Raw genomic sequence first — 20,563 nt, forward strand, 5'->3', positions numbered from 1 at the left:
GTTTGCCCTGGCCCGCTGCCGGGAGTTCTAGCTTCGACCCGTGCCGCGCAACCAGACCTTTCCGCATCTGCTCGCTCCCGGAACCATCGGGCCGATGACCGTCCCCAACCGCGTCGTTCTGCCCGCGATGGATATGAACCTCTGCGAAGACGGGGAGATCGAGCAGGGCGATATCGATCATTTCGTCGCTCGGGCGGCCGGTGGGACGGGGCTGATCATCACCGGGTGCTGTGCGGTCGCCTACCCGGTGGGCTGTGCGAGCACCAAGGAACCCGGGCTGTCCGAGGACCGGTTCATTCCCGGGCTCCGGGCGCTCGCGGACGCCGTCCACGCCGCGGGCAGCAAGTTGTGTGTGCAGATGACCCACCACGGCAAGATCGCCCGGATCGATACCGTGCAGGGGCGCCCGCTGCTGGTTCCGTCGGCGCCGAGCGGCTCCGCGGATCTGTCGGCGCTGGCCGACAACACTCCGGAAGAACTGCAGAAGCTGGCCGCCGTCACGGGCGGTAAGCAGGCCACCTATCGCGAGGCCACGCAGGACGATATCGATTGGGTGGTGCGTTGTTTCGCGGAGGCCGCGCGACGGGTGCGGGCGGCCGGCGGTGACGCGGTCGAAATTCATTGCGCACACGGGTACATACTCGGCGGCTTCCTGAGCCGGGCGGACAACAAGCGGACCGATGAATACGGTGGCTCGCTGGCGAACCGGGCGCGCCTGGCGGTCGAGGTGATTCGCGCGGTCAAGGCCGAGGTCGGCGATTCGCTGGCGATTCTGGTGCGGATCGCGGGCCGTGAATTCGGTGAGGACGACGCGCTGACCACCGAGGAGGCGAAGCAGGCTTCGGCGCTGTTCGAGGCGGCCGGTGCCGACGCGATTCATGTCACGGGCTGGGGACGTAACCCGTTCTCCAATTTCACCGATGGGCCGCTACCGGACCACGTGGGCGCCTATACGGAACTGGCGGGCGAGGTGAAGAAGGCCGTCTCCATTCCGGTGATCGCGGTCGGCCGGGTGCTGCCGGAGATCGGCGACAAGGTCATCGCCGAGGGGAAGGCGGATTTCGCGGCGATGGGGCGGCAATTGCTCGCCGATCCGGACCTGGTGAACAAGCTGCGCGCCGGGACACCGCAGAACGTCCGGCCGTGCATCAATTGCTATGTGTGCGTGCAGGAGAACTTCTGGGACGACACCCCGTTGTGTGCGGTGAACCCCGCACTCGGCAACGAGAAACTCCTTCCGCTGGTTCGCAGCACGACCGCGAAACATGTCGTCGTGGTCGGAGCCGGTCCCGGCGGGCTCGAGACCGCCCGCCTCGCCGCCGAACGCGGCCACCGAGTCACGGTGCTGGACAAGGCCGATCGCCTCGGCGGCACCCTCTGGTTCTCCAGCCTCACCACGCCCGACAACGAACGGCTGCTGAACTGGCTGAAGGTTCAGGTCCAGCGACTCGGCATCGACATCCGTCTGAAGACCGAGGCGACCGTGCCGTCGATCACGGCGCTGAATCCCGACGTGGTCGTGGTGGCCACCGGGGCGGTGCGGGATCGCCCGGCAGTTCCCGGCAGCGATCTGCCGCACGTGCACACCGGTGACACGTTGCGCGCCTTGATGACCGGTGTGGGCGATGTTTCGCGGGTGCCACCGTTGCTGCGTACCGTCGCGAAGCTGGGCAAGATTTCCGGGGTGACGAAGAGTCCCGCCGCGATCCGGTCGGTGACGCGCCACTTCCTGCCGATGGGCAAGAATGTGGTGGTGATCGGGGGTTCGCTTGTCGGACTGGAACTTTCGGAGTTCCTGGCCGAACGCGGGCGCGCCGTGACGCTCCTCGAGGAAGGCCGACAGCTCGGTGTGCCGATGGCGATGCCGCGGCGGTGGACGGCCGTTCGGCATGCGGGCGAGGCGGGCGTCACCATTCACCGGCACGCGACCGTACTGCGAATCACCGAGCAGCACGTCGAGTTTCGCGTCGGCGAGCAGATATCGACCGCGCCGGCGGACATGGTCGTGGTGGCCTCCGGGGTCTCGGCGCAAGCACCCCTGGCCGATGCGCTGGCCGGGGTGGTTCCCGAAGTGCATGTCGTGGGTGATGCCGGTTCCGTCGATTACATCGAGGGCGCGATCCACTCGGCATGGAAGGTCGCGGCCGCGCTGTAATTCAGACGCGCAGGAGTTTCCTCATCCCCCACCGCATTCCGCGTCCCAGCGCCACCAGGAAGACTGCGACCACAGCCGAACCGAAGGCGCAGCGCAGCCAGTACGCGGCGCCGACCGGGGCCTCCCCCATGGCCGCGTGCAGGCCGTTCTGCCACGCGGCGGCGCGCACGACGACCGCCGTCACCACGAAGCCGCAGATCAGCAGGATCGGTACGCGGTGGCGGCCGAAGCGTTCGTCGATGTCGATTCGCCAACGGCTCAGCGTCCAGCGCAGCAGGCCGGACACTCCGATGGCGAGCGCCACCGGCACGCCGGTCAGGATGGCCTGGGATACGGAGGTACGTGGCAGCACGGCCGGCAGCAGCGACATCACGACGGCGAAGGTGACGGCGACGACCGTATCGATGCGCGGACGCACGTGGAGAGACCGGTGCCGGCGGGGCTTCATCGTCGCGTTCGCGCGCGGGGTTGTGCTCTGCATCGTCACGGCGGTTACCCGGCGGCACCGGCTTCCGCGACGGCAGCGGTGGCCGGGAGCCGAGCCGGCCGCAGGCGCCGCCACGCCACGATGCCGACGATCGCCGCCGAAACCGCTCCCACTGCGGCGGGACCACCGACATGGAGCAGCTGATCGCTGAGCCGTTCGCCCGACAGCTGCGTGCCGAACAGGAACTCCGGATCCGGCGTCGCGTAATTCTGCCGCCGGGAATTCAGGTCGACCCCCGTGGTGGCGACCGTGGCCAGGACGTCGCAGCGGGCGCGGGCGGCGGCGTCGGTGCGCGTATCGCAGGCGGCGTGCATGCGGCGCTGCAGGGTGGCGTCGATGGCCTGGCGTGCCCACGGCTGCAGCGGTTGCTGCCGCTGTTCGGCGTAGCGCAGCATGTCGTAGCCCAGGTCGTGCGCCTTGCACGCCTCGGTGAACTCGGCGGGAAGCTGGATCGGCGACGAGCAGTCACCGTCGGGATCGACCAGGATCCCGTCCTCGACCACCGGCCGATAGCCCGCCTCGGCCGCGAAATCAGTGGGCAGGGCCACCGACCACGGGTGGTCGCCGACCAGATCGGCCACGGCGGCCCGAGCCGGCAGATTCTCCACGCCCGGCTTCGCCACCGCCGCCGAGGCGGGCATGGCGGGCGCGAAGGCCAGCGGAACCATGGCGGTCATCGCCGCCAGCAGCACCGAGACGACCACCTGGCGAACCTTGCCCAGGCGTCGTGGCCGGCGATCTCGGGCGGGTGCGGTGGACGTCGATTCCGGCAGGGCGCGCGGTTCGGCCGAACCCGGTGATGCGTCGGTCATGGATGCCGAAGGTAACCGATTCAGCTGAGAAAGACCGACTCGTGGGCCTCAATCCCGCATCAGCCCGATCCAGATGTGGTCCCGTGCGCGGGTCAGCGCCACCATGGTCTGTCGTGCCGCCAGCTCCGCCCGGTCGCGCTCGCTGCCGCGCAACCGGTCGACGGGCGTCGTCGGCGCGTCGGTGAGGTGGAACACCGCGGCGAAGTCCATCCCCTTGGCGCGATGGACGGTTCCCACCTTCACCGCGTCGTGCTGGGTGCCGTCGTAGTGTTCGAGGGAGACGGACGGGATCTTCTTGCGGCGCAGTGCTGCTCGGATTCTCTCGGCCTGGCGGTTGGTGTCGGTGATCACGGCGATGTCGGAGTGTGGATATCCGGAAGCGGCCAGGGCGGCGACCACCGTCTCCTCGGCCCGCGACCGCGAGAAGGTCTCCGCGCGGGCCGTACCACCCGCCAACACGACCTCGCTGTCACGCAGGACGAATCCGGGGGCGCCGTCCAGGTCGTCGACCGTATTCGTCGCGTCGACCCGCTTGGCGTAGTCGTGCACGGCGGCGCGATTGCGGTAGTTGGTGCGCAGCACCGCGCCGCGGCCGACGATCGGGATGCCGGCATCGGAGAGGCGCCAGCCGCCGGGATAGACCTGTTGCTGACCGTCGCCGACCAGCAGCAGCGGTGAGGTCGAGGTGCCGCCGGCGATCTGGTGGACGAGTTTGAGTTCCATCAGGGTGAAGTCCTGAACCTCGTCGACCACCACCAGGTCGTAGGGCGCGTCCAGCGGCGCCGCGCGCAGTTCGTCGATCGCCAGATCGATCACATCGTTGAAATCCACCGTCGCGAGGTCCTGCAGCGCCGCCTGATACGGCAGGTAGAGGTGCGTCCAGACGAGCTCGCGTTGCGTCTTGTCCAGACGCAAGCGGTTTCGGCCCACCCGGTCGATTTTCAGGTACAGGTCGCGGTCGATGCCCTGGCCCTTGATGACCCGATGCAGTTCGTCCTTCCAATAGCTCGGATTCGGTTCTATGGGTTCGAGGTGGCGGCGGGCGTTGCGCCAGGCGTGATAGAAGGCGTTGTCGCCGCTACCCAGGCGGCAGCCGATATCGCGACTGCGGAGGAAATGAGTGGTCCAGGAGTGGAGCCCGGTGAATTCCACCCGCTCACCCGCGTGCGGGGCGAGGCGCCGGAATCCCGATTCGTGATAGGTCGGCAGCGTTCGCACGAAACTGGTGAAGAGCTGCCGCCCGGCGCCTTCCTTGGACAACCGCGCCATGCGGTGCAGGGCGACGACGGTCTTTCCGGATCCGGCGGGACCGCTGAATCTCGCGGGCCCGTTGTAGTTGCGGTAGACGAGGTCGAGTTGGGCCGGATCGAGGAATGTCATCCATTCGCTGAACGGTCGCTTCAACGCCCGTGCTCGTTCTTCTTCCCGCAGCGTCGTCGCGTCGAAAAGCCCTTCGGCGGGCGCGGTTTCGGGCCCGGCGCCGCTGTCGGCGGACAGCAGCGCGAACCAGGTGTTGCGTTCGGCCACAGTCATCGCGATCTGCCGGGCACTGCGGCTGGACAGGCTCGCTTCGGCGAACAGCCGTGCGGCGATGGTCGTCGGGTCGACCGCGACGTAGCGGGCCTCGGCCGGCGTGTCGGCCGCCTCGTCCATCAGCAGCAATACCTCGATCATATGCGGCACGTACCGGGTGCGGCCGGCGGTGAGATTCGCGAACGTCTCCTCCGCACGCCAGCGGATCCGGCGTAGTTCCGCGGCGGCCGGCACCACGTCGGTGCGGACCAGAGCGAAGACACCGCCCGGGCCGACGGCGTAGGCGTCGAAGCGATCCGAACGGCTGTTCTCGCGTTCCACGAGCACATGCCAGCCGTTGCGCATCAGCGGCACCGACAGGAATCGCCGCCAGGCCGGCGTGAGGACGGTCAGTTCGCCGAGCTGTTGCGCCACGCGCTGACGCCGCCGCTCGAAATGAATATCGGGCATCTCGGACCCCCTTGCCGGCGTAGCCGGGCGGGTCCTTCGGTGGAGCCGCCACACCCCTGGCTACCAAAACCTCTGTCTATCAAGGTATTACATTGCACAAGGGAGCGCAGAGGATATGGTGCGGCGAATGTCGGCGGGAGCGGTCACACCGGCTGATCTCGTTCGGCGGCATCGAGATCCGGCGCCCACGCGACGCCGTTGATGTGACTGCCGCCGTCGACGAACAAGGTGTTCCCGGTGAGATAACGCGATCCGTCGGAGGCGAGGAAGACCACCACGGGCGCGATGTCGTCGTACGGATCTCCGATGCGTCCCATCGGGTTCGCCGCATCCGCCATCGCTTCCATCTCGGGATGTTCCCCCAGGACGCGCTGGAAGCTGCGACTCTTGGCGGCCGGGCAGACCGCGTTCACCGTGACGCCGGTGGGAGCCCATTCGCGGGCGGCGGTGCGGGTCAGGGCGCGCAATGCCTCTTTCGCGGCGTTGTATTCGAGCGAACCCATATGAGCGTTGACGCCGTTGAGGCTGCACATGTTGACGACTCGCCCCCACCCACGGCTCTGCATATACGGAAACGCGGCGCGCATCGCCCAGAACGGCCCGTAGTAGCCGAGGGCGATGCCGTGGGCGAGTTGTCCGTCGGACTTGTTCTCGACGCGGCCGATCGTTCCGCCGCCCCAGGCGTTGTTGACCAGGATGTCGATGGATCCGTAGTCGGAAATCGCTGCCCCTACCGCGTTTTCGACGTCGGCGCGGTCGCGGATGTCGGCCGCGACGAACCGGCCGCCGATCTCGTCGGCAACCGCGCGACCCGATATCTCGTCGAGGTCGGTGATCACCACCCGTGCGCCTTCGTCGGCGAAGCGGCGGGCGATTCCCGCTCCGATGCCGGCGGCGGCACCCGTCACCAGGGCGACCTTGCCGGCGAGTTGGCCGCTCATCGCGCCACCCCTTCGATTCCGGCGGTCAGCAGATCGCGGGCCGCGGGATCGCCGTCGACCGTGCGGGTGGTGCGGGCGGTGATCTGCCAGCGGCCGTCGATCCGGCGCAGGGTGAAGTGGTTGGCGCCGGTGCGGGCCACGACATTGCGGCCGTTGTGCTGGACCACGAGGATCGATTCGCAGACCGCGACCGCGTCGTCACCGTCGACGGTGGCCACCGCCGGGCCGTGGAAATGCAGGCAGCCACGCTCGATCAGGCCCTGATGAGCCTCGGAGGCGACCATGGCGGCGACATCGGCGCGACCGCGCATCTGCCAGTCCTCGACGTCGTAGGTGCCGTCGGCGGACCACAGGTCGGCGGCGGCGACGTTGCCCGCGTCGACCAGCGGGCCGTACGAGGCGATCAACCGCTCGATCGCGCGTTCGTCCTCGACGCGGGCGAGACGTCGGTGCAGTTCGGCCAATTCGGTCACGGCGAAATCCTTCCGATGGGCAGGCGGCCGGACATCGCCGCGACGTCGGCGGTCCGGTCCACTCGCATCGAGTAATAGCGCGGACCACGCAGAGGTGGTGGCACCGTTCCGCCCATCGGGACCGGATCCGGACCGGCCGATCGGTTCCGGTGGCACGGATCACTACGCTTCGGACGCCCTGATTCGACCGGACCGCACCGATGTAGCCTGTCCAGCCGGTGGCGATGGCGGCCCCGGGCCCGTCACGCCGCTTCCCGCATCACCCTCTTCACGTCTCGGAGGTCTGCCATGACGACGTTGTCCTCGCCGCGTCCGGACGGTCCGGCGGCATCGCCGAACCGCTACGAGCGCTTCGTCGCGTTGGGCGACAGCCAGACCGAGGGGCTGTGGGACGGTGACGACGGCAGCGGCTTGCGCGGCTGGGCCGATCGGCTGGCCGAGCGCCTGGTTCAGGACAATCCGGAGATCCGGTACGCGAATCTGGCGGTGCGTGGTCGCCGCCTCGCCGAGATCCGCGACGAACAGCTCGACGCCGCTCTGGCGATGGAACCGGATCTGGTCGGCATCTGCGCGGGCATGAACGACGTCACGGCGCCCGGCACCGATCTCGTGGCCGCACTGGACCTGATGGAGGAGCTGTACGCGAAGCTGACCGCCTGCGGCGCAACGGTTGTGACGACGACCTTCCCGGACGTGCGCCGGATCGTGCCACTGGCCGCCCGCTACATCGGACCCCGCGTCGACCTGATCAACGATCGAATTCGCCTGTGCGCGAGCCGATACGGACTGCGCCTGGTGGATCTGTTCGGGGCTGCCTCGATGGTCGATCTGCGCATGTGGAGCCCGGACCGGCTGCACGGCTCCGAACTGGGCCACGAACGGTTCGCACTGGCCGCCGCGGAGGCACTCGGCCTCGACGGCGCCGACCACAGCTGGGCCCATCCGCCGGACGGCTCCGAGCGGTTCCGCGCGGCCGGCGCGGGCGGCGAACTCGCCTGGGTCGCAGCGACATTGCGTCCGTGGGTCTGGCGGCGGCTGCGCGGCGTGTCGACCGGTGCGGGCCGACCGGCGAAACGCCCGGAACTGCTGCCGGTCACGCCCGGCGGAATGCCCTGAGAAGCCGGACAATTCGCCGCGGCCGAGTTTGTCCGCTTCGCCGGAAACCGAATTTTTCCTCGGGTCGGATCCCCCGCAGCCCCCGTCGATGCGGTAAACAATTCGGGTGGACAGTGACGGTCGACAGGACCGACGCGGGCTGAAACTCCTCACCGACCGCAGCGCCGAGCCGGGCGGATTCGTCGCGTCGGCATTCGAGCCGATCCGGCTGACCCAGGCGCGTCGCTGGGCCGAACTGTCCGTCGCCGAACTCGCGGACGCGGCAGGTCTGTCCGCCGCGGTCGTCGAACAGTACGAGATCGGCGCCGTGCAGCCCGATCCGGACGTCCCGGCCGACCTGGCCCGGGTCTTGAAGGTCCCCGTCGAGTACTTCGCCACCGGGCGCCCGATGTGCCGGATCGACGCCGCGGACGTGCATTTCGACGATCCCGGTTCCGCGTCGGCGTCGGATCGCGCGAAGGCGGTGGTGTTCGCGGAGTACATCTGGGAGTTGGCGTACACGCTGGGCTGCCGGATGCGGTTTCCGGCGCTCGACCTGCCCGCCCTCGAGCAGGGACTATCACCCGCCGACACCGCGCGCCTGCTTCGCGACCACTGGGGAATCGCTCCGGGTCCGCTGGCGCATCTCGGCGCGACCCTCGAGTCGCGCGGCATCGTGGTGGCTCTGGCGCCGGCGACGAGCGCGGCCATGGCCCGGGTCGGCACCTACGCCACGCACACCTGGGGCCGCTCGCTGATCGTGGTGGCCGCACGGCATACGCAATGCGTGTACGGCTACCGGTTCGCCTGTGCGCGCGCACTCGGTCATCTGCTGCTGCACCCCTGCCCCCTGCCCGGAGATCGAACTCAGGCGCTGGAGGCCGACCGGTTCGCCGCCGAACTGCTCGTTCCCGCCGAGGAGATGGACCGGCTGTGTCCGTCGCCGATTCACTTCCCCAGCCCGGCGGCGCTCGCGCGCCAGTGGGGTGTGCCGACCGAGGTGATCAGGCGGATCGTGCGGGACCGGACGCCTCGGATGCGCAGCATCGAAGCGACCCGGACCCTGCACCACGACCGCGAGCCGGTCGCCGAATATCCCGGCGAGGGCCCCGGCCTGCTCGCGGAGGCCGTGGTGCGCGCGCACAACGCGGGGTTCGGGCGTACCGAACTCACCGACGAATTGCGGTGGAACTCATGGCTTCTCGCGGAAGTCCTCGGCGAGGCGCAGATCGGCCCGCACCTGTCGGTCGTGCACTAGCGGCTCAGCCACGCACTTCCCGCATCACCTTCGCGAACCCCTCCATCGCCGGCTCCAGCACGGTGACATAGGAAAAGCCGTACCGTTCCCGGCGTTCGCGCATCTGATCGGCCATCTCGGCGGGCGTGCCGATCAGCAGGGTCGGCGCGTCCAGGACCTCGTCGACGCTCAAATGATCCATCTGCGCGGCGATCTCGGTGGCGGCGGCCTTGCGGTCGGTCGTTTCGACGACCTGCTGGACGAGGATGTTGAATTCCGGATCGCGGTCGTACTCGGTGACGAAACGCCGTGCCGCGGCGACGCGTTCGTCGACCGTCTCGGCACTGGACAGGCGCATCGAGCCGTCGGTGGCGCCGGGGACGGGTTCGCCGCCGGTGAAGGCGATGATGTCGGCGTGGCGGGCGGCCAGCCGCAGCATGCGGTTACCGCTGCCGCCCAGCAGGATGGTGGGCCGCGGTTCGGGCAGCAGCCGATGGAGTTCGGTCAGGGTCTTCTCGAGGTGGTCGACCCGGGTTCGGGGGGTGCCGAATTCGATCCCGGCTTCCTCGAACTCGTCTCGCACGTAACCGGTTCCGAGACCGAGTTCGAGCCGGCCGCCGGTGAGCTGGGCGGTGCTCACCACGTCGCGGGCCAGCAGGACCGGGTTCCAGAACGCGGCGTTCAGGACGAAGGTGCCCACTCGCGGGCGTTCGGCGGCCTGCGCGGCGGCGAGCACCGACGGGAAGGGCGCCGGAAGTTCCAGGTGATCGGGGACCAGCAGCACGTCGTAGCCGAGGGATTCGGCCCGTCGGCATTTGGCGGCCCACTCGTCGGCGGTCCCGGGGCTGAGGAAATTGACTCCGAAGCGGAATTCGCGCACCCCACGACTCTATAGACGGCTACTCGGCCATCGCATGGTCGCGTTCGACCACGCTGGTCGGCACCTTCGGCAGCGCGCTCGGATGCTCGGTGCGCAGCCAGGCCAGCAGTTCCTCGCGCACCGCGCAGCGCAGCGTCCACACGTCGTCGGCGTTGCGGGCCGACATGGAGGCGCGCACCTGGATGCCGAAGGGGGTGCTGTCGGTGACCAGCAGATTCCAGTTGCGGCCGTCCCAATCGTCACGGGTGCGCAGATAGTCGCGCAGATGTTCGCGTAGTTCGGCGACCGGCGTGCTGGTGTCCAGATAGAGGAAGACGGTGCCGGTGATCTGCGGGCCGCCCTTGGACCAGTTCTCGTACGGTTTCGAATTGAAGTACGAGACCGGCATGGTGAGGCGGCGGTCGTCCCAGATGCGGACCGTGAGGAACGACAGCGTGATCTCCTCCACCGTGCCCCACTCCCCCTCGACCACGACGGTGTCGCCGATCTTCACCGAATCACCGAACGCGATCTGCAGGCCCGCCACGAGATTGCCCAGCGTCGACTGCGCGGCGACACCGGCGATCACGCCGATGATGCCTGCCGAGGCCAGCAGCGAGGTCCCGAGGGTCCGCAGATTCGGGAACAACAGCAGGATCGCGACCGCGGCGGTGGTAATCGCCAGCACCGTGGTGATGATGCGCCGGACCAGGGTCAGCTGCGTATGCAGCCGCCGCACCTTGGCGATGTCGAGGGTGCGGTGCGCGTACTTGTCCAGCGTGTTCTCGGCGACCGCGTCGACGGCGCGCATCACCACCCAGGCGGCGGACAGGATCGCCACCGCGGCGAGGATGTTGAGCACGACGGCGTCGTGGCGCAGGTGGATCTCTGCCAGCGGATAGGTGAAATGCAGGGCGATCGTCGCCAGAAACACCTGCAACGGCAAGTGGACGCGACGCAGTAGACCGGGCAGTCGGTTAGCGGGATGCTTCTGCGCGGCGTGATTCAACAGGCGGTCGACCACCGCGCCGAGCGCGATGGTGGCCGCGAGCGTCGCGGCGAATACCACCAGCGGTCGAAGTACCTCCTCCAAGGCTTCCAACTCCTTGCGATGGCTGTATCTCGGGCTTGCTGTCTCTCGGGTTTCCAGCCACGCTACCGAGCGAAACCGGAGGTCGCCGCCGCTCGTAGCTGTGCGAAATCCGACACTTTCGCGACCTGCGCCGACGCGGTGAATAGTGTTTCACCGCAAGGCTTCCGGGTATTTTCCTCGCTCCTCCGGGGATCACTCCAGGCTGACACGCACCGCATGCGCCGGGTGGTACGCGCCGGGTCCGTCGCGGGGCGTAGCCGTGGATACGCCCGCGGGCGCAGGCACGATTCCCCGAACCGTCCTACGCTGGGTGCATCGTGATTTCGTTCTCCCGGTGAGGCGGTTGCCATGACCGATTTCGACCCCGCGGTGTTCGGGTCGCCGAGCGTTCGCGTCGGCACGGCCGAACGTGAACAGGCCGCGGCCGCGCTCGGCGACCATTTCGCGGCCGGGCGCCTCGAGCTCGACGAATACGACGAGCGCGTGAGCCGCGCCTATGCCGCGAAAACGGCCGCCGACCTGATCGTCCTGTTCGCCGACCTGCCGCGTCCGCAACCAGCCCCGCCGGCCCGTCCGCAGCGCGAGCAGCGGCGGCCACGACCGATGTTCCCGGTCCTGCTGCTGGCCGCCGTGGTGGTCGGGGTGGTGATCGTCGCCACCACACATATGATTCCGTTCTTCGTCTTCCCGGCGCTGTTCTTCCTGTTCATCCACCACCGCCGCGGATACGGCCCGCCCGGATACGGCCCCCGGCGGCACTACCGGGTGTGAACGCACCGCACGGAGCCGGTTCGCGCGGACATGCGCAAGATCGGTCAAGCGCGAGATAACCCCCGCCGACCACACTGAACGGTGTGACGACCGGACGTGACCGATTACGGGAACTGCTCGATTCCGTTCTCGACGAGAACAACACCACGCTCAGCGCGATGGCGCAGGGAGCCTTCGTCTCGCCCTATCACTTCTCCCGGCAATTCTCGCGCGGCACCGGCGAGTCGCCGGTGGCGATGCGGCGGCGGGTGCTGCTGGAACGCGCCGCCTGGCAGTTGAGTGGTGGGGCGGCGGTGACGGACGTGGCCTTCGCCGCCGGATACGACTCGGTCGAGGGGTTCAGCCGGGCCTACAGCCGCGCCTACGGACATCCGCCCAGCGCTACGCCGGCCGCATCCCGCACCCGTTGGCTTCCCGCGGTGAACGGGATCCATTTCCACCCGCCGATGTCGCTGTGGGTGGAGGGCGAACCGAAAGGCAGACACGATATGGATCCGACGTCGCTGCTGCTGCACCACGACGTGGAGGACACGCGCGAACTCCTCGACAGGGCGAAGAGCCTGGACGACGATCGGTACCGGCGGCAGCGTTCGACGGCGGCGGTGCTGTCGTGGGACGGACCGGACGCATCCATCGCGACCGTCCTCGCGACCCTGGTGTGGACCAAACAGGTGTGGCTGGCCTCGATCGAAGGCACCGATCAACCCGACCGCGGCTGCGACGACCTCCCCGAGCTGACGCGGCGATTCGAGCAGGTGGTGCCGCGATGGCTGGATACCGTCCGCGACATCGACCGCCGCGGCGGCTGGGACGACACCCTGATCGACGCCCTGTGCGAGCCGCCGGAGAGTTTCGTCCTCGGCTCCGTGATCGCCCACGTTCTCACCTATTCGGCCTACCGGCGACTGCTGGTGCGCCAATGGATCGACAGCGAATTTCCTGATCAGACGACAGAACACGACAACGGCGACCCGATCATGTGGTTGCGCAAGAGAGGATGACCATGCCCCGCACCGTCTACTACACCGCCACCACCCTGGACGGATTCATCGCCACACCGGACCATCGGCTGGACTGGCTGGTGACCCGGCAGGTCGACAACAAGGGACCGATGGGTTATGACACGTTCATCGCCGATATCGGCGCCATCGCCATGGGCGCCAACACCTATCGGTGGATCCTCGACAATCATCCCGATATGGAATGGCCGTACGCGATGCCCGCGTGGGTCCTCACCCACCGCGACTTCGACCCGCGCACCGACGGGGCCGACGTGCGGTACACCCAGCAGCCGGTCACCGTCGTGCACAAGGAGATGACCGAGGCCGCGGCGGGCAAGAGCATCTGGATCGTCGGCGGCGGCGAGCTGGCGGGGCAGTTCGCCGACCACGGTTTGCTGGACGAGGTGTGTGTATCGATCGCGCCGATCACGCTCGGGGCGGGACAGCCGCTGCTGCCCCGCCGAGTCGAGCTGAAGCTCACCGAACTGGCCCAGAACGGCGAATTCGCCTGCGCCCGTTACACTCTCGTCCGCTAGCCGCGACCGCGCGCCGAGACCGTTCGCGTCAGGCGCCGGGCGGCGGGGGCAAGGGACGGCCGTCGGGGCCGGTCGGCGGCGGGCACGGCTGACCGTCGGCGCCGGTGGGCGGGGGCAGCGGCTTGCCGTCCACACCCCGCGGCGGCGGCAGCGGGCGACCGTCCGGGCCGATCGGCGGCGGCGGGCAGCCGTTCTGCGCGGCCGACGGTTCGACGGCCTGATGCTGTACCGGTGCGAGCGGAGCCGCCGCCTGCGCGGCCGTCAGGCCGAAGCCCGCGATCGCGGCGGCGGCGAGAAGTGCGGCAGTAGTGCGAATCATGCCGATTCCTTGTCTCGAAAGGTGTTGTCCGTCATGGGTTTGGACGCTCCCGAGACGCGACGGTTCCACCGAACCGGAGATGTGAGTCAGCTCACAGTCGGGCGGCGGTGAGGACCATGGTGGCGTACGGCATCGTGAAGCCGCCGCCCATCGCGTCGATGGCCGCGCCGACGCCGGCGAGCACCTGATCCACCACCTCCGCCGGAGCTCGCGTCAGCGTGCCCTGGGTGGGCATCTGGTCCAGCCACTCGTCGCGGGTGTAGCGACGCTCCCAATCGAAGCGCCATCGCTGCACCTCGCCGAATCCGCCGGCATCGCGAATCCCGTTGGCGGAGTTGACGAGTATCGGCTCGTAGGGATCCACTGCCCGGTCGGGGTGGGCCGGCGGACGGAACGGCGAATCCGGGAGCAGCCGGCGGTAGACCTCGGCGAAGGCCTCGGCCACGGCGGGCGGCAACTCGAAGACGTGCCAGAACAACGCCAGCAGACCGGCGGGACGCAATGCCTGCGCCGCCGTGCGCGCACCCTCGATCGGATCGATCCAATGCCACGCGGTCCCGGACACCACGGCGTCGAAGACGCGCCCGGCCGGATCCCACTCCTCGAACCGGGCCACCTCCACGTCCAGACCGTCACGGCGCGCGAAGTCGGCCATCCGGGCATCGGGTTCGACACCCAGCACGGTGCATCCCGCGGCCCGGAACTGCCGCGCTTCGATGCCGGTTCCGCAGCCGGCGTTCAGGTAGCTCCGGCCTGGGCTCGCGGCGACGATACGGTCGATCATGGCTTGCGGATAGGGCGGGCGGGTGCGGTCGTAGCGGGCCGGATCGATGCCGAAGGATTCGCCGGTCGACCGGCGCTGGTCGGGCGTGATCGCCGGTGCGGGCGGTTCGGTGGAGGACATGCGCCCACGCTAGGACCAGCCGGTCGCGATCGTCAACCAACAGTTGACAAAGAGAGGATTGTCAATGTGTGATTGACGTGAACTCGCGGGTTCCAGCTCGTTGCCTGCGCTGCTCACCGTCCCCACGCGAGGGTTATTCGCGTCGTCGCCAGAAAATCCGCGGTCAGTTCGCGCAGGGCCAGGAACTGCCCGCCCGTCCCGTATTTCCTGCGCAGACTGCCGAAGTCGGTGAACGCGGCCGCGGCGGCGATCTGATTGGAGTCGGGGATGCGGGTCGGGAACAGCCGCGGCAGCGTGCGATTGGCCTGCAGGATCTCCAGGGTGGTGCGGTGGACCGCCGAGGAACGCCGGTACTTGGTGACCACGACCCCGAGCTCCTCCAGCGGGTCGCCCCAGCGCGCGGCGAGGTGGCGCAGATGCGCCTGCACCGGCGGAATTCCATAGGTGGACATGATGTCCGGGATGGTGGGGATCATGTACCCGTCGGACAGCCGCAGACCGTTCTGGGTGATCGGGCCGAGATTCGGCGGGCAGTCGACGAGGACGTAGTCGTAGTCCTCGAGCACCCCCGACAGCGCCCGGGCCAGCACCGTGGTGGGCTCGCCGTGGCGCAGTGCGGGCATCTCGTCCTGCAGCGCAATCAGTTTCGGCGAGGCGGGCAGCAGATCGACGGTGGTGACGGCGTGCATGGGCGACACCTCGTGCTGGATCAGCGGGCGCACATCGGGCGCGGGCCGCCCGGCCAGCGCGGCGGCGAAGATCGCGGCCAGGGTCTGGCCGGCGGAATCCAGTTCCACCGAGCGGTTTTCGCCGACCATCATCGCGGTGAGATTGGCCTGCGGATCCAGATCGATCAGCAGGACTCGCTTGTCGAATTCGGCGGACAGAATTTCGGCCAGCGCGGCGGTGGTGGTGGTCTTGCCCACCCCGCCCTTCAAGTTGAAGGTCGCCACCACGTACGGGCGCGAGCGGCCCGGCGTGCGCTCGCCCTCCCAGATCCGTTGCGGCCGTTCCAGCCGCAGCACCCGGCCGGCCCGGGTACGGCCCAGCCAATCGAAACCGTCCTCGTCGCCCGTCGCCGCGTTCGCCGGCTGCGCAGCGTCGACCGGACCCACGACCTCGACCGATTCCGTGCGCTGTCCGGATAATGTCTCGCTTCGTAACTCCACCAGCCCGAGAGCCTCCATTCGCACAACCGTCGGCACGGTGCGCTACACCTTAATGATCGACACGCGCTGCGGCACTGCGCGACACCGGCCCGCGAGGCGGATATTCGACGACTTTTCCTGCGATATTGCACGTTCGGCGCGGTGGGCGGCGAAGATACCAGAGTGCGAACGAAATTCTCCTCCGAACTCGCGGCGCTCACCGAAGAGCTCGCTCATATGGCTCGGTTGGCACACGAGGCGGCCGAACGCGCCGCGGTGGCGATCGAGAACGCCGATCTGACCGCTGCCTACGAGGTGTTCGCGCTGGAGGAGAGAATCCAGGCCGAGCACGCCAAATGCGAGGACCGGTCGGTGATTCTGCTCGCCCTGGAGGCGCCGGTCGCGCGGGATCTGCGCAACGTGGTGACCGCCATCCAGATCGCGGAGGATCTGTCCGGCATCGCGGGCGGGCTCAGCCGGGTGGCCGACGGTGTGGTGCGGAAGTTCCCGGAACCCGTGGCGCCCGAGGACATCACGCATCAACTCTCGGCGATGGCCGCGGCGCTGGTCGACCTCACCGCGGCAGCCATCGCGGTGATCTCGGCCCAGCAGGTGGAACCGGACACCACGCTGATCCCGCCGGATCCGGCGATCGAGCAGCTTCAGCAGCAACTGCTGCGGGCGGTCGCCGACGACGGCTGGCAGCACGGCAATGCGATGGCGGTCGAAACGGCCCTGCTGGCACACCATTTCGAGCGCTGCGCCGCACACTGCGTGCGGATCGGGCGGCTGATCCGGTTCTTCCACACCGGCGTACCGCTGTCGGCGCAGAACGACGAGGAGTGAGCCGAACTCACACCTGTGCAGGAGCGCGTGAGACTCGAGGCAGTCCCCGGCGATTTCCTACTCAGCCTGCGGAGGTTCACGGCGAGAGATACGCCGGCAAAACCGCATTCACCAACCAGACTCCGTTGCCGGTGCGGTAGAACGACTGCCCGTCGCGATGCATCCGCTCGGCCGCGACGTCGAAGACCACCGGGCGCCCGTGCCTACCGCCCACCGCGCGTGCGGTTTCCAGATCCGCCGACAGGTGGACCGCATGCCGGCGCATCGGACGCAGCCCCTCGGCCATGATCACATCGACCAGATGCTCGGCCGTGCCGTGGAAGAGGATCGGCGGCGGTTCGACCGCGGTGTAGCCGAGCTCGACCGGAATGGAATGTCCTTGCCGGGCGCGGATCGATGTGCCCTTCTCGTCGAATTCGTAGCGCTGCTTGTTGTTTCGGGCGACCACCGCGTCCAGGTCGGCACGAGTGATCGTCGTTCCGGCAGCGTTCGCCTGCCGCAGCAGGACCTCCACCGGCACCCAGCCGGCCGCGTCCGGTTCCAGGCCGATTCCCTCCGGATCGTGCCGCAGCCATTTCGACAGGCGCTTCGACAAGCGCACCAGTTCCCGATCGTTCATAGTTCATCACCACAATGGCATGCCACCGCGAACCGGCACCAGCGAATTCCGTCCGGCGGGCTCCCGTCGTGCTCGGTGGCGGCCTCCGTGGTCACGCGCACCACCGTCTCCGACCGCGTCGCTCCCCCCAAGGCGCTCCGAGCCCACCCAGTAACCTGGGCGCATGACAGCTGTTGCAGATCGTTCACTCGGCCCGGAACTGGCACGTACCGAGAACATCGGCCCCGACACCGATGTCCTCGTGGTCGGACTTCTGTCCACCGACGACGGGCCCGTGATCGCCGCGGCCGACGTTTTCGACGGGGTGCTCGATGCCGGCACCCGGGAGCAGTTGCTGGCCTCGCTGCTGGCCGTCGGCGCGAAGGGCAAGGCCGAGGAGCTGACCCGGATCCCGGCACCCGACGGGCTCGGCGCGACCAGTGTGCTCGCGGTCGGACTCGGCGGACAGGACGCGCTGGATGCCGAGCAGATCCGCAAATCCGCCGGTGTGGCCGCCCGCTCGCTCGCCGGCACCGCCACGGCCGTCACCACCCTGTCCGGACTGGATCTGGGCGCCGCCGCCGAGGGCTTCTACCTCGGCGCCTACACCTTCACCACGTTCAAGTCCGACAAGTCCGCGCCCAAGCCGGCCGAACAACCGCTGCAGCGGGTCGAATTCCTGGTTCCCACAGCCGATTCCGGCGAGGAGGAACTGTTCCGCGCCCAGGCCGTCGCCGAGGCGGTCGCGACCGCCCGCGATTTCGTCAACACTCCCCCGAACGCGCTCTTTCCGGCCGAATTCGCCGAGCGCGCAGCCGAATTGGCACGGGCGGCCGGACTCGAGGTGGAGATCCTCGACGAGAAGCAGTTGGAGGCGGCCGGTTACGGCGGGATCGTCGGCGTCGGCAAGGGCTCCTCGCGCCCGCCGCGGCTGATCCGCATCACCTACTCCGGCGGGGACACGAAGGTCGCCCTGATCGGTAAGGGCATCACCTTCGACACCGGCGGCATCTCGATCAAGCCGGCGGCCAATATGGAGAATATGACCTCCGATATGGGTGGCGCCGCGGCGGTCATCGCGACCACCCTGGTGGCGGCGCGGCTGGGGCTCCCGATCACGGTCACCGCGACGGTGCCGATGGCCGAGAACATGCCCTCGGCAACCGCGCAGCGTCCCGGTGATGTGCTCACCCAGTACGGCGGCACCACGATCGAGGTCATCAACACCGACGCCGAGGGCCGGCTGATCCTGGCCGACGCGATCGTGCGAGCGGGCGAGGACAACCCGGACTACCTGATCGACGTCGCGACGCTGACCGGCGCGCAGATGGTCGCACTCGGCACCCGCACCCCCGGCGTGATGGGCACCGAGGAGTTCCGCGACCGGGTCGCGCGGCTGTCGCAGGAGGTCGGCGAGAACGGCTGGCCGATGCCGCTGCCCAGCGAATTGCGCGCCGACCTGAATTCGAAGGTCGCCGATATGGCCAACGTGTCCCCGCACCGCTGGGGCGGCATGCTGGTCGCCGGAACCTATCTGAAGGAATTCGTGCCCGAGGGTGTGCAGTGGGCGCATCTGGATGTGGCGGGTCCGGCCTACAACACCGGCGGGCCGTTCGGCTACATCGGCAAGGGCGGCACCGGCGTTCCCGTGCGCACGCTGGTCGCCGTATTGACCGATATCGCGGGCGAATAAGCGGCACAACGGCATTCGAGAACCCGGCGGCACGCTCGGACGTGGCCGTCCGGGGTCTCGGTCGGTGCGTGACCATCGCCGCGGGTATCGAGCCGCGGACGCTTACTCCGCGGACAGATCCCGCAGATCGGCCTCCAGCGCGCGCTTGCGCTCGATGCGTTTGCGGGCGTCGTAGTCGCGCATGCGCTGCGGGTAACCGGTGCGGCCCACGTCGTAGACGGGAATCCCCAGGCGGGTCGACAATTGGCGTGCGCCGCGCTCGCCCACGACCCGGCGCGTCCATTCCCCATCGGCGGCGATAAGTATCGCTGTGACATCGGTCACTGTCGTCTTGGGTTCGATATACGCCTCGACGCCCACGTGGGTGCGCACCCAGTCGGCCAGATACCGGATATCGGAGGCGTCGGCGCCTCTACCCGCGCGGCCGCCGCGGAAACGATCGAGCAACCCCACGGCCGCCTACCTCCTGTTCGCCTGTCGGGTGCGTGCGCTCCCGATCCATCGATAGTGCCAGCTGTCGGGCATTTCGGGCGGATGCCCAGGTCCGCCGCGGACACCGTGTCCCGACCCGGCGGTTTCGCGCGGGGTGTCGAATCAGACACGCCGAGCCCGACGATCGTCATCGAGGCAGCTCTCCGCAGCGGCACGGATGCTGTGATGTCGCCATGGGCCCGCCGACCGCCCGCCCTGTGGTACGTATCGCAACGGCGAGTGCAAGGATGGAGAACCGGAACAAGAACCGCACGGATCTCCGGTGCCACAGGAATGTTCGGTGGCAGTCGGGTGCTCGCCGCGACCGCGGCGCGCCCCCGCCGAGAGACGAACTGTTGTGAACCCGTCGAGCAGTTAGAGGAGTCAACGGACATGGCCTTCTCCGTCCAGATGCCAGCTCTTGGTGAGAGCGTCACCGAGGGCACTGTGACCAGGTGGCTGAAGCAGGAAGGAGACACGGTCGAGGTCGACGAGCCCCTGCTCGAAGTGTCCACCGACAAGGTCGACACCGAAATCCCGTCCCCCGCAGCGGGTGTACTCACCAAGATCGTGGCCCAGGAAGACGACGTCGTCGAGGTCGGCGGCGAACTGGGCGTGATCGGCGATGCCGGTGAGGAATCCGCGCCGGCGCCCGCCCCGGCCCAGGAAGCACCTGCGCAGCGGGCACCCGCGGAATCCGCGCCCGCGCAGGAAGCGCCCGCCCAGCAGGCCCCCGCGCAGGAGGCGCCCGCCCAGCAGCCCGCGCCCGCCGCACAGTCCGGCGGCGCCGCCGACGGGACCCCGGTGAAGATGCCGGAACTCGGTGAATCCGTCACCGAGGGCACCGTCACCCGCTGGCTCAAGCAGGTCGGTGACCAGGTCGAGGTCGACGAGCCGCTGCTCGAGGTCTCCACCGACAAGGTCGACACCGAAATCCCGTCGCCGGTGGCAGGCACGCTGCTCGAGATCAGCGCGAACGAGGACGACGTGGTGTCGGTCGGCGGTCAGCTCGGCGTGATCGGCAGCGGTTCGCCCGCCGCCGCGCAGTCCGCGCCCGCCCCGGCTCCGGCGCCCGCGCAGCAGCAGGCAACACCGCCCGCGCACTGCGCAGCCGTTGCGGGTGCAACCCGCCCAGCCAACC

Annotated in this window: 21 protein-coding genes; 9 read left to right on the forward strand and 12 right to left on the reverse strand. The window is 68.7% G+C overall.

Going from position 1 to position 20,563, the window contains the following annotated elements; translation table 11 throughout:
* Positions 1-40: 40 nt before the first annotated feature.
* Positions 41-2,155 (forward strand): FAD-dependent oxidoreductase, encoded by a 2,115-nt coding sequence (locus A5780_RS16210; protein WP_104362921.1) that lies wholly within the window; start codon positions 41-43, stop codon positions 2,153-2,155.
* A gap of 1 nt (position 2,156) precedes the next feature.
* On the opposite strand, the gene A5780_RS16215 is transcribed toward A5780_RS16210, so the two are convergent.
* The 5 genes from A5780_RS16215 to A5780_RS16235 all read right to left on the reverse strand — a co-directional run bounded on the left by A5780_RS16215 (position 2,157) and on the right by A5780_RS16235 (position 6,851).
* Complete coding sequence (locus A5780_RS16215) at positions 2,157-2,636, reverse strand: alpha/beta-hydrolase N-terminal domain-containing protein (protein ID WP_082976508.1); 480 nt, start codon at positions 2,634-2,636, stop codon at positions 2,157-2,159.
* A gap of 11 nt (positions 2,637-2,647) precedes the next feature.
* On the reverse strand, positions 2,648-3,454 hold the full coding sequence (locus tag A5780_RS16220; protein ID WP_063017789.1) for a hypothetical protein: 807 nt from the start codon (positions 3,452-3,454) through the stop codon (positions 2,648-2,650).
* Positions 3,455-3,502: 48 nt separating this feature from the next.
* Positions 3,503-5,437 carry a UvrD-helicase domain-containing protein gene (locus tag A5780_RS16225; RefSeq protein WP_064908854.1) on the reverse strand — a complete coding sequence of 645 codons (1,935 nt, stop codon included), beginning with the start codon at positions 5,435-5,437 and terminating at the stop codon, positions 3,503-3,505.
* Between the two features lie 143 nt (positions 5,438-5,580).
* Positions 5,581-6,378: an SDR family NAD(P)-dependent oxidoreductase gene (locus A5780_RS16230; protein ID WP_064908855.1), complete on the reverse strand. Its 798-nt coding sequence runs from the start codon at positions 6,376-6,378 to the stop codon at positions 5,581-5,583.
* Positions 6,375-6,851: a nuclear transport factor 2 family protein gene (locus tag A5780_RS16235; protein WP_064903114.1), complete on the reverse strand. Its 477-nt coding sequence runs from the start codon at positions 6,849-6,851 to the stop codon at positions 6,375-6,377. The genes A5780_RS16230 and A5780_RS16235 overlap by 4 nt, the downstream gene beginning before the upstream one ends.
* A gap of 288 nt (positions 6,852-7,139) precedes the next feature.
* Between A5780_RS16235 and A5780_RS16240 the strand changes: the two genes are divergently transcribed.
* Both A5780_RS16240 and A5780_RS16245 read left to right on the forward strand, forming a co-directional pair.
* Positions 7,140-7,967, forward strand: coding sequence for an SGNH/GDSL hydrolase family protein (locus tag A5780_RS16240; RefSeq protein WP_064903116.1), 828 nt, complete (start codon positions 7,140-7,142; stop codon positions 7,965-7,967).
* A gap of 106 nt (positions 7,968-8,073) precedes the next feature.
* Complete coding sequence (locus A5780_RS16245; protein ID WP_064908856.1) at positions 8,074-9,204, forward strand: helix-turn-helix domain-containing protein; 1,131 nt, start codon at positions 8,074-8,076, stop codon at positions 9,202-9,204.
* 4 nt (positions 9,205-9,208) lie between these two features.
* Here A5780_RS16245 and A5780_RS16250 read toward each other — a convergent pair whose 3' ends face one another.
* Both A5780_RS16250 and A5780_RS16255 read right to left on the reverse strand, forming a co-directional pair.
* Positions 9,209-10,063 (reverse strand): TIGR03621 family F420-dependent LLM class oxidoreductase, encoded by an 855-nt coding sequence (locus A5780_RS16250; protein WP_064903118.1) that lies wholly within the window; start codon positions 10,061-10,063, stop codon positions 9,209-9,211.
* 19 nt (positions 10,064-10,082) lie between these two features.
* Positions 10,083-11,135 carry a mechanosensitive ion channel family protein gene (locus tag A5780_RS16255; protein WP_064903120.1) on the reverse strand — a complete coding sequence of 351 codons (1,053 nt, stop codon included), beginning with the start codon at positions 11,133-11,135 and terminating at the stop codon, positions 10,083-10,085.
* A gap of 348 nt (positions 11,136-11,483) precedes the next feature.
* Between A5780_RS16255 and A5780_RS16260 the strand changes: the two genes are divergently transcribed.
* From A5780_RS16260 to A5780_RS16270, 3 genes are all read left to right on the forward strand, one after another.
* Positions 11,484-11,906 (forward strand): DUF1707 domain-containing protein, encoded by a 423-nt coding sequence (locus tag A5780_RS16260; protein WP_051755959.1) that lies wholly within the window; start codon positions 11,484-11,486, stop codon positions 11,904-11,906.
* Between the two features lie 83 nt (positions 11,907-11,989).
* Positions 11,990-12,907: a helix-turn-helix domain-containing protein gene (locus A5780_RS16265; RefSeq protein ID WP_197516726.1), complete on the forward strand. Its 918-nt coding sequence runs from the start codon at positions 11,990-11,992 to the stop codon at positions 12,905-12,907.
* Between the two features lie 2 nt (positions 12,908-12,909).
* Positions 12,910-13,443: a dihydrofolate reductase family protein gene (locus A5780_RS16270; protein WP_063017830.1), complete on the forward strand. Its 534-nt coding sequence runs from the start codon at positions 12,910-12,912 to the stop codon at positions 13,441-13,443.
* Positions 13,444-13,471: 28 nt separating this feature from the next.
* Here the strand turns inward: A5780_RS16270 and A5780_RS16275 are convergent, their stop codons facing one another.
* The 3 genes from A5780_RS16275 to A5780_RS16285 all read right to left on the reverse strand — a co-directional run bounded on the left by A5780_RS16275 (position 13,472) and on the right by A5780_RS16285 (position 15,622).
* Complete coding sequence (locus tag A5780_RS16275; protein WP_064903124.1) at positions 13,472-13,762, reverse strand: hypothetical protein; 291 nt, start codon at positions 13,760-13,762, stop codon at positions 13,472-13,474.
* A 91-nt stretch (positions 13,763-13,853) separates the two neighbouring features.
* On the reverse strand, positions 13,854-14,666 hold the full coding sequence (locus A5780_RS16280; protein ID WP_064908857.1) for a bifunctional 2-polyprenyl-6-hydroxyphenol methylase/3-demethylubiquinol 3-O-methyltransferase UbiG: 813 nt from the start codon (positions 14,664-14,666) through the stop codon (positions 13,854-13,856).
* A gap of 113 nt (positions 14,667-14,779) precedes the next feature.
* Positions 14,780-15,622: a ParA family protein gene (locus A5780_RS16285; protein WP_063019568.1), complete on the reverse strand. Its 843-nt coding sequence runs from the start codon at positions 15,620-15,622 to the stop codon at positions 14,780-14,782.
* A 375-nt stretch (positions 15,623-15,997) separates the two neighbouring features.
* On the opposite strand from A5780_RS16285, the gene A5780_RS16290 reads away from it, so the two are divergent.
* Complete coding sequence (locus A5780_RS16290) at positions 15,998-16,660, forward strand: phosphate uptake regulator PhoU (protein WP_063019569.1); 663 nt, start codon at positions 15,998-16,000, stop codon at positions 16,658-16,660.
* 76 nt (positions 16,661-16,736) lie between these two features.
* Here the strand turns inward: A5780_RS16290 and A5780_RS16295 are convergent, their stop codons facing one another.
* On the reverse strand, positions 16,737-17,279 hold the full coding sequence (locus A5780_RS16295; protein WP_064908858.1) for an RNA 2'-phosphotransferase: 543 nt from the start codon (positions 17,277-17,279) through the stop codon (positions 16,737-16,739).
* 163 nt (positions 17,280-17,442) lie between these two features.
* Between A5780_RS16295 and A5780_RS16300 the strand changes: the two genes are divergently transcribed.
* The gene (locus tag A5780_RS16300; protein WP_063019565.1) at positions 17,443-18,951 is read left to right on the forward strand and encodes a leucyl aminopeptidase; all 1,509 of its coding nucleotides are present in this window, start codon (positions 17,443-17,445) and stop codon (positions 18,949-18,951) included.
* 102 nt (positions 18,952-19,053) lie between these two features.
* Here A5780_RS16300 and A5780_RS16305 read toward each other — a convergent pair whose 3' ends face one another.
* Positions 19,054-19,404 (reverse strand): hypothetical protein, encoded by a 351-nt coding sequence (locus A5780_RS16305; protein WP_063019567.1) that lies wholly within the window; start codon positions 19,402-19,404, stop codon positions 19,054-19,056.
* 411 nt (positions 19,405-19,815) lie between these two features.
* On the opposite strand from A5780_RS16305, the gene A5780_RS16310 reads away from it, so the two are divergent.
* Positions 19,816-20,563: biotin/lipoyl-containing protein (locus tag A5780_RS16310; protein WP_304528420.1), on the forward strand; the 748-nt coding region annotated here is incomplete at its 3' end.

Origin of the sequence: Nocardia sp. 852002-20019_SCH5090214, from assembly GCF_001665865.1 — a bacterium.
Classification (GTDB): Bacteria; Actinomycetota; Actinomycetes; order Mycobacteriales; family Mycobacteriaceae; genus Nocardia; species Nocardia nova.

Coding starts and splice junctions, on each gene's coding strand:
- A5780_RS16240 (WP_064903116.1), top strand. CDS start 7,140: ATGACGACGTTGTCCTCGCCGCGTCCGGACGGTCCGGCGGCATCGCCG.
- A5780_RS16215 (WP_082976508.1), bottom strand. CDS start 2,636: ATGCAGAGCACAACCCCGCGCGCGAACGCGACGATGAAGCCCCGCCGG.
- A5780_RS16220 (WP_063017789.1), bottom strand. CDS start 3,454: ATGACCGACGCATCACCGGGTTCGGCCGAACCGCGCGCCCTGCCGGAA.
- A5780_RS16295 (WP_064908858.1), bottom strand. CDS start 17,279: ATGAACGATCGGGAACTGGTGCGCTTGTCGAAGCGCCTGTCGAAATGG.
- A5780_RS16260 (WP_051755959.1), top strand. CDS start 11,484: ATGACCGATTTCGACCCCGCGGTGTTCGGGTCGCCGAGCGTTCGCGTC.
- A5780_RS16300 (WP_063019565.1), top strand. CDS start 17,443: ATGACAGCTGTTGCAGATCGTTCACTCGGCCCGGAACTGGCACGTACC.
- A5780_RS16230 (WP_064908855.1), bottom strand. CDS start 6,378: ATGAGCGGCCAACTCGCCGGCAAGGTCGCCCTGGTGACGGGTGCCGCC.
- A5780_RS16270 (WP_063017830.1), top strand. CDS start 12,910: ATGCCCCGCACCGTCTACTACACCGCCACCACCCTGGACGGATTCATC.
- A5780_RS16280 (WP_064908857.1), bottom strand. CDS start 14,666: ATGTCCTCCACCGAACCGCCCGCACCGGCGATCACGCCCGACCAGCGC.
- A5780_RS16275 (WP_064903124.1), bottom strand. CDS start 13,762: ATGATTCGCACTACTGCCGCACTTCTCGCCGCCGCCGCGATCGCGGGC.
- A5780_RS16225 (WP_064908854.1), bottom strand. CDS start 5,437: ATGCCCGATATTCATTTCGAGCGGCGGCGTCAGCGCGTGGCGCAACAG.